This is a genomic window from Gemmatimonas sp. (genome assembly GCF_044345575.1).
In the GTDB taxonomy this organism is placed as follows: Bacteria; Gemmatimonadota; Gemmatimonadetes; order Gemmatimonadales; family Gemmatimonadaceae; genus Gemmatimonas.
Genome location: NZ_JBIJAW010000157.1, coordinates 1 through 7,782, shown reverse-complemented (window position 1 = coordinate 7,782; position 7,782 = coordinate 1). Strand labels below are relative to the sequence as shown.

The following is a 7,782-nucleotide window of genomic DNA, read 5'->3' as shown; positions in this document are numbered from 1 at the left end:
CAGATCCACATCGCCATCAGCGTCGTAATCCACCCACACCGGCTGTCGCACCGCGCCACTGTCCATGGCGAGCTTCGCCGCGGCTGTCGCGTCGGAGAACACGCCCTTGTCGTTGCGATACAGCTTGATCACCGGTCCGCCACCGGGGGCGAACCCCACGAGCAGGTCGGCGTCGCCGTCCCCGTCGAAGTCGCCGAAGGCGGCGGCGCGGGTGGCACGTGCATCGGCGACCCCGGCCGTTGGGGCAACGTCAGTGAACACGCCGCGATCATTACGGTAGAGCCGGTTTGGCGTGCCGTTGAATCCCACGAAGAGATCGAGGTCGGTATCGCCATCGATGTCCGCCGCCGCGTTCACCAGCGAGTTCGGCGTGGCGAATAGTTCCGGCTGCACGGCGCGAAACGCCACCGGCGGCTGCTGTGTGCTGAGCGGCAATAGGGCCGCCGCGACCATGAACGACGTGTGAACCAGGGGGCGGTGCGGGAAGAGCGGCATGCTGGCGGAGAGCTCGCAGTGCTGGAGAGAAACGGGATGCGGGTTAGCTTCACCATGCAGCGACGGCTCCCATGGCGCCAGTTCGTGACGCTACTTCCCCTGCATATCGACAACCATGCCCCGCTCCCTCGACTGTCTGCGCTGCCGTACCTCGCTGCAATACATGGGCACGAAGAAATTTCACGAGGGGACCCGCTGGAGTGTGTTCGGCGACCTCGCCGAGCTGTTCGAAAATCGCGAACAGTACGACGTGTACATGTGCCCGCAGTGCGGCAAGGTGGAGATGTTCGTGGATGGCGTGGGTGACGCCATGCGCGGGGAATGAGCGTACCGATCGGTTCGACGCCGGTCGCGTCATGCGGCGCCGGACTGTCCCACTGGCAGGTTCCAGCCACGGATACGCTGCCCTCATTTCCCGCCATCGTGCTGTATCCGTCCACGATAGCGACCGGCACGGCGAACATCGGCCCGTACACCTTTGCGGCCACCCTCGACGCGCCGGTGGCGCCAGGGCGTCATCCGCTGTGCGTCATCTCGCACGGTGGCGGAGGCTCGCATCTCCTGTACCGCTCCATCGCATCGCACCTCGCTGAGCGCGGATGGGTCGTGGTGTGCCCGGAGCATCCGTTCGACAATCGCAACGACCGGTCGCGCGTGAACACCGACGAAGCCGCGCGCGATCGCCCGCGACACCTCGTGCACACGATCGATGCGCTGCTGGCACACGAGACGTGGGGGGCGCACATCGATGCCCAGTACATCGGCGCGGTTGGCCATTCGATGGGCGGCTTCGCTGCGCTGGCCTTGGCCGGCGGTCAGCCGTGGTCGATGCAGCGCGTGCCGCTCGATACGGTTGCCGACGCTCGCATTGGCGCCGCGGTGTTGCTTGCGCCGGCGATTGAGTGGTTTAGCACACCCGGTGCGCTCGACTCGGTGCGCATTCCGCTGCTCACGATGGTCGGTGAACACGATCCGGTGACCCCGGCCGAGCGCGTGCAGCACGTACTGCGCGCGCTACCGCCAACGGTACCATCGACGATCGAGGTGGTGCCCGGCGCCGGGCACTTTGCGTTTATCACGCCCTTTCCCGCGGAAATGCGCCGCCCTGACTTCCCGCCGTCGGTCGATCCGCCGGGCTTCGACCGCGAGGCGTTTCACGAGAGACTGCCGTCGCGTATCGCGCAGTTCCTCGACGAAACCGTGCTCAGCTCCCGGTAACGCGCAGGATTTCGTCGATCGTCGTAACGCCCTCGCGCACGAGGCGCACACCATCCGCGCGAAGCGGCTGCATCCCCTCCTGTACGGCGCAGGCGCGCAGCCGCTCGCCGCTCGCCCGCGCATGGGTGAGTTCGCGTAGCGCCTCGCTCATCACGAGCAACTCGAAGACGCCCTGACGACCACGATAGCCGGTGTCACGGCACTGTGGGCATCCCACGGCGCGCCATACGGTGGTGAGCGGTTGCTCGAGCGCACCCACGCGCTGGAGAGTCCGCGCGTCGGGCGTCGCTTCCTCACGGCACGCCGTGCACAGTACGCGCACGAGACGTTGCGCGAGCACCGCCTCCACCGTGCTGCTCACGAGATAGGGCGCCACGCCCAGATCGAGCAGGCGGGTCACCGCGCTTGCGGCATCGTTCGTGTGCAGCGTGCTCAGCACGAGATGTCCGGTGAGGGCCGCCTGCGTCGCCACCTGCGCCGTTTCCTCGTCGCGGATTTCGCCTACGAGCAGGATGTCGGGATCCTGGCGGAGGAGCGCGCGCAACGCCGAGGCGAACGTCACGCCGGCTTTCTCGTTCACCGGGACCTGCGGGACCCCGGCAAGTTCGTACTCTACCGGATCTTCGACGGTGAGAATCTTTTCGCGGCCGGTGCGTAGCTGTTCGATGGCGCCGTACAGCGTCGTGGTCTTGCCCGAGCCCGTTGGGCCGGTCACCAGAACGATGCCATGACTGCGGCCGATCACTTCGGTGAACTGCGCGAGCACCTGCGCGCCCATGCCCATGTCGGTGAGCGAGCGACGGCCGCGTTCACGATCGAGCAGGCGCAGCACTACACTTTCTCCGTGCAGCGTGGGCGCCGTGGCCACACGTACATCGACCGCCCGATCCTGCAGGCGCAGGCGAATGCGCCCGTCCTGCGGCAGCCGGCGCTCAGCGATGTCGAGATCGGCCATGATCTTGAGCCGGCTCACGATGGCCGCCGTGAGCTGGGCGGGCGGCGACGGCGCGGGCTGCAGTACCCCATCGATGCGGTAGCGCACGCGCAGGCCGTCGGTGAACGCCTCGAGGTGCACATCGGACGCGCGCGCCTCGAGCGCTTCGAGAATGAGCAGGTTCACCAGGCGAACGACCGGCGCCTCGTTGGCCAGATGCACGAGATCGTCGAGTGGTAGTTCCCCCGGGAGCATCCCGCTGTCGCTCTCCGCGAGACCGGCAATCACCCCTTCGGCCGTGCTTGAATCGCGCGCATAGACGCGACGGATGGCACTCCGTAGCGCCGGCTCCGCCTCACGCACGAGCGTGACCGGGGCACCCAGTGCAATGCGCAGTTCGTCGAGCGCCAGGGGCGAGGGCACCTCGAGCCACGTGGCCACCACGAGCGTCCCGTGCTCGAGCCGCAGCGGCAGCACCGCATGATGCTCCAGCCACTCGGCGGCGAGCGTGTCGCTCAGCCGTCGTACGCTGCCGAGGTCAGCCACAGGCGAGGTCATGCGCCCGGTGCGCGTACGGAATCACGGCGGACTTTCGTGGTATCCGCCTTGGGGCCCAGGCGCCCTTCCACCGGGACGTTCCTCAGCAGCGGGGTGCCGCTGCGTACCTGCTCCCGCAACCGATCGATATCCTCGTCGCTCGAGACGATGTGCGGCGTGAGGAACAGGAACAGCTCGGTCGTGCGCGTACTGCGCTTGGTATTGCCGAAGAGTCCGCCCACGAACGGAAGGTTACTGAGGAACGGGATCCCCGTTCTCGAGACGTCTTCGGTATTGTCGGACAGCCCGCCGATCACGGTGGTCTGACCATTGCGCACGAACACCGACGTCTGCGCCTGCCGCTGATTGATGATGGGCGCGTTGAAGAGCAGGTTGTTCGTGACGTCGTCGTTGGTCTGCACGACGTCCATGTTCACGTACCCGTCGGCGTTGATCGTGGGCGTGATGGTGAGCTGCTTGCCGACGGGCAGGTACTGCACGGTCTGCACGAGCGCGCGCGGGTCGAAGCCGCCCTGCTGTGAGACCTGCACGAACGGCACGCTCGATCCCACGTTGAGCACCGCTTCCTTGTTGTTCTGGGCGATGAGCACGGGGAGCGCGAGCAGACGCACGTTGCCGCGGGTCTGCAACGCGTTGATGGCGAGGTTGAAGTCGACGGTACCACGCCCGCCGGTGAGCAGCGTCACGAAATCCCGCGAAGTCCCCACGCCGGGCAATCGCCCCACGGTGTCGCGCGCTGCAGTGCCCCCGCGATTCGCTGCAGTGCCGGAGACACCAAAGGTGAGATCGCCACTCCGCTCCACCTGCGCGATCGTGACCTCGATGAGCACCTGCAGCGGGCGAAGATCCAGCGTCTGCACCAACTGCTGCACTGCTTGATAATCCTCGGCCGTGGCACGAACGATGAGCGAGTTGGTCGCGTCGTCGGGGACGATGCGGATATCGGAGAACGAAGCACCGCTGGCGATGGTGGACACCTGCTGCCCGAGAATGCCTCCCATGGCATCGCGTACGATCAGCGGCTCGCCACCCATTCCCGCCGCCGGCGTTCCGCCCGTGGCAGTGGCATCAGCCGGCGCGGCCGGGGTGACCCCGCCACGCTGTACGCCCTGAATGCGCCCGATGGGTGACGCGCCGCCGCGCATCGCGCCGCCAACGCTGCCGGTCCCCGTGAGCACGTTCATCAGCATGGGCGCGATGGCGGCCGCCGTGGTGTGCTTGAGGCGCAGCGTATACAGGTTGAGCGTCCGCTCGCTGCTCCGGGCACCTGGCACAGTACGCGCGGGACCCACGAGGCCGATCATCGACGGACCGACCTGCACGTCGATGTCATGGCCGGCCGCTACGGCACGCAGTGCGTCGAGGGCCGCATCACGCGTGAGCGGCGTCTGCAGCCGTAGCGTGACGCGGGCCTCGGGCATGTTCGAAAGCGATACACTCAAGCCGCCCGCTTCCGCGATGGCCCGCAGCACCACCGCAACGTCCTGCTGCACGAAGTCGAGCACGAGCCCGTCGGGGGCGCGTCGCAGCGCACTCGTGTCGCGCGGGGTCGGCCGCTGCGCGGCAAGCAAGAGCGGCGACAGCATCGACACCGCCACAGCGAACACACCGGCGCGCAGCAGGCGTCGGCGCGGTGATTCCAATTCCCTGGGGCCCATCATGATTCGTCTCCGGAGGGGGAGGCAACAGCTTCAACTGTATGGCGACGGCCAGCCGCGTCGCGAAAGACGACGCGCGTACGTTCGATCTGAACCACGGTGAACGATCCCACCATGTCACCGGGGCGCACGACGACCACAGGACCACCCGGGGCGGCGCACATGGCGAAACCGTCGCCGGTCGCGTTCACCGCGGTGCCTTGTACCGTTGGCAACTCGATCGGTGTCTCGGCGTTCATGACATCGCCCGCGACCGCGAGCGGTTCGACTGCTGCGGCATCGGCGAGTGCATACGCCCGCGCCGGGGCCTCACGCGATTCGGCGAACAGGTCGTGCTCCACGGCACGGGCGATACCGGTGTCGGTGACCGATGGGACGGCTGCACCGATGGCGGTGCCATTGCTCCCGCGCGCGCCGGCGTCGACCGTCGGCGTGGGGGTGAGGCGCACGGCCGCAATTGCCGACCAGACGAAGACCATGCCGGCGACGACCAGCGCCGTTTGGGCCAGTCGCGTGAACGGGGCGGTGCCGTACGACGTGCTCACGGGGCACCGCCCGGACGTACGGCCAAGCTGCGAACCGTCGCCGATATGGCGAGTGGCGACGTGCCGCTCTCCTCGTCGACTTGAGCGCCGCGCACGTCGAGCGACTGCACTTGCGAAAGCATCGGCCCGCGCTCGAGGGCCGAAAGCCAACCCAGCAACCCGCGCAGGTCGCCTTCGGCGCGCACCTTCACCTCAAGGTCCACGAGCGCCGCGTTTGCGCTCTTCGGCGGCGTCGTGACGGCCTGCTGCAGCCACACCTCATGCCGCTCGGCTTCACTCGCGAGGTAATCCACCAGCGACGCCGACGCGATCACGGCATCGCCTCCGGTGAACAGCTTGGGCCCGCCCGCCACTGATTTCGCCGTGTCGCTCGTACCGCGCGCACTGACGACAGCACGCTCGCGCGCCAGCACGGCGCGCTCCGCGTCGAGACGCTCGAGCAGCTGTGCCCGGCGTTCACGTGACGGGCGCACGCCGAGGACGTACACCAGTGCCGCCACGAGGATGACGGCGCCTTGCTGGAGGGCACGCTGGTCACGCACGCTCAGTGCAGCGAACGGCATCAGGGTGCCTTCAGGGTGAGGGTGAATTCGAATTTCTCCGTCACCATGCCATCGTCGGTCGTTTCGCGACGAATCGGTGCGGATGCCGTGATCGTGCGCACCCAGGGAACGGCGGAGAGGGCGTCGAACGCAGTCGTGGCGCGGGACGCGTTCCCCTCGATGATCACGGTATCGGCCTGGGCGCGCACGTGCGTGACGTACGCATCGGCCGGCAACGCGTCACCAACCGCCGCAATCACCCCTGACCACCGTGGCGCGTCGAGCTGCGCGTCGACGCGTGCGCGACGGTCGGCGTCCGGCGCGCCGCCGGCTGACAACTGCGGGGCGAGCGCCTCGCGTTCCGCTTGCACGGCAGCGAGTTCGCGGCGGACGTCGATTTCCTGCAGTGCCACCGTCGAGACGGCGAGCAGCGCGGCGGCGCCAAACAACCACCAACTGGTCGTGCCACGTGATGCCCCTACCGACTCCGGTAACGCCCCGGTAAAGGCCAGCGGCCAGCGCTCGATCGCAGTGGTCGCCATGGCCGTGGCGCTGGCAGTCATCGGATCCTCGACCCGCGTGACCTCACCAAGGGTGCGGGCCGCGTCGGCCATCGCGCTCTCGTCGCCCGCGCGGCGGAACCTCCGCACATCGGTGAGCATCCCCTGATCGGCCACGAGCAGTTCGAACGCGTCGTCGAACCCCGCAACGACGGCGCGCCGTGCCGTTCGCGGTCCCCGCGCGGTCGTCGTGAGGGCGACCTGTGCTGGCACGACCACCTCGACCTGCAGCTGGGCCTCCCGCGCGGCGTCGAGGACGGCGCGCAATACCCGCGCGGACACGGCGGCGGCGAGACGCGTCGTGCCAGACGGCGCCGTCGCCACGCTCACGTCCATCGGCTCACGCGCACTGACGAAGTGTCGGCTGGCGGCCCGCGTGAGCAGGCGACGCGCGTCGTCGTCGCTCACGGGCGGGATGGACACGGTGCGTACGTCCACCAGCGCGGGGAGCAGCGCCACGCGCAGCGGCGACGATACCACACCGGCCTCCACGCCGTCGCGCAGGGCCTGCGCGAGCCCCGGCCAGGATGCGCCCTCCAGCGGGCGCAGCGCACGTCGCCACGGAGCGGCGTGGCCATTGGCGGCAACGGCGACCAGCGCATTCGCGGAGATGGCGAGGCCACACGGGCGCGGGGCTACCATCGGCGGGCCCCCACCTCGACCGTGCCGTCGCCGTTGCGGTGGAACACCGCCACGAGCTGTGCGGGGGTGGCGTGCCGCGGTTCGGCGACCAGCAACTCCAGCGCCACATCCTGCACGTCGAGGCTGACGGCATCGCCGAGCTGACGCGCGAGTGCGTCACGTTCACCACTTCCGGAGCGCCCCGCGTTTTGTACCGCGGAGAGCAAGGCGGGAAGGGATTCCACGCGCCGCCCGCGGTTGCGGAGGGCGAGGATCACCGTGAGCAGCGGTTCGGTCATGCCGGGCAATGTACGCAGAACCGCGGCAGGCGCAGCATTGATGTTGATCCGGCGCACCGCCCCATCGACGGTGAGGTACGGTCGCAGTTGCGCGAGCCGGTCCGGGGACATCCCCCAGACGTCCTGTAGCTCATCCAACGAACGGAACGGGCCATTGACCGGGCGCGCGGTGAGGCCGGCCCGGGCATACCGCTCGGCCTCGGCGCCCCCTGGGCGCGCCAGCGTATCCGCGTCACGCCAGTCGAGAACCGTCCGAGCGAGCAGCGTCGCCTCCTCGGTTTCGCCGATGACCGACGCGATCAGCGCGGCCAGCTCCGTCTCGCTGGCGAGGTTTACGTTCACCACGGTGCCC

9 protein-coding genes are annotated in these 7,782 nt (G+C 68.5%); 2 read left to right on the top strand and 7 right to left on the bottom strand.

What is annotated here, in order from left to right:
- Nucleotides 1-495 (bottom strand): FG-GAP-like repeat-containing protein (locus tag ACIQ6O_RS10270; protein ID WP_396207694.1); only part of this gene is annotated, 495 nt, incomplete at its 3' end.
- 115 nt (nt 496-610) lie between these two features.
- Between ACIQ6O_RS10270 and ACIQ6O_RS10265 the strand changes: the two genes are divergently transcribed.
- Together ACIQ6O_RS10265 and ACIQ6O_RS10260 are read left to right on the top strand one after the other, a co-directional pair.
- Nucleotides 611-820 (top strand): hypothetical protein, encoded by a 210-nt coding sequence (locus ACIQ6O_RS10265; RefSeq protein ID WP_396207693.1) that lies wholly within the window; start codon nt 611-613, stop codon nt 818-820.
- Entirely contained in the window at nt 817-1,713 is an 897-nt protein-coding gene (locus ACIQ6O_RS10260) for an alpha/beta hydrolase family protein (RefSeq protein ID WP_396207692.1), read from the top strand. The genes ACIQ6O_RS10265 and ACIQ6O_RS10260 overlap by 4 nt, the downstream gene beginning before the upstream one ends.
- On the opposite strand, the gene ACIQ6O_RS10255 is transcribed toward ACIQ6O_RS10260, so the two are convergent.
- From ACIQ6O_RS10255 to ACIQ6O_RS10230, 6 genes are all read right to left on the bottom strand, one after another.
- Complete coding sequence (locus tag ACIQ6O_RS10255; RefSeq protein ID WP_396207691.1) at nt 1,700-3,205, bottom strand: GspE/PulE family protein; 1,506 nt, start codon at nt 3,203-3,205, stop codon at nt 1,700-1,702. The genes ACIQ6O_RS10260 and ACIQ6O_RS10255 overlap by 14 nt on opposite strands.
- A complete protein-coding gene (locus tag ACIQ6O_RS10250) occupies nt 3,202-4,866 on the bottom strand; it encodes a type II secretion system protein GspD (RefSeq protein ID WP_396207690.1) in 1,665 nt (554 codons plus the stop codon). Before ACIQ6O_RS10250 ends, ACIQ6O_RS10255 begins: the two co-directional genes overlap by 4 nt.
- Complete coding sequence (locus tag ACIQ6O_RS10245) at nt 4,863-5,408, bottom strand: hypothetical protein (protein ID WP_396207689.1); 546 nt, start codon at nt 5,406-5,408, stop codon at nt 4,863-4,865. Before ACIQ6O_RS10245 ends, ACIQ6O_RS10250 begins: the two co-directional genes overlap by 4 nt.
- A complete protein-coding gene (locus ACIQ6O_RS10240; protein WP_396207688.1) occupies nt 5,405-5,971 on the bottom strand; it encodes a GspMb/PilO family protein in 567 nt (188 codons plus the stop codon). The genes ACIQ6O_RS10245 and ACIQ6O_RS10240 overlap by 4 nt, the downstream gene beginning before the upstream one ends.
- Nucleotides 5,971-7,152, bottom strand: a complete 1,182-nt coding sequence (locus ACIQ6O_RS10235) for a PilN domain-containing protein (RefSeq protein WP_396207687.1) — start codon at nt 7,150-7,152, stop codon at nt 5,971-5,973. The genes ACIQ6O_RS10240 and ACIQ6O_RS10235 overlap by 1 nt, the downstream gene beginning before the upstream one ends.
- Nucleotides 7,146-7,782 (bottom strand): general secretion pathway protein GspK (locus tag ACIQ6O_RS10230; protein ID WP_396207686.1); only part of this gene is annotated, 637 nt, incomplete at its 5' end. The genes ACIQ6O_RS10230 and ACIQ6O_RS10235, both read right to left, overlap by 7 nt.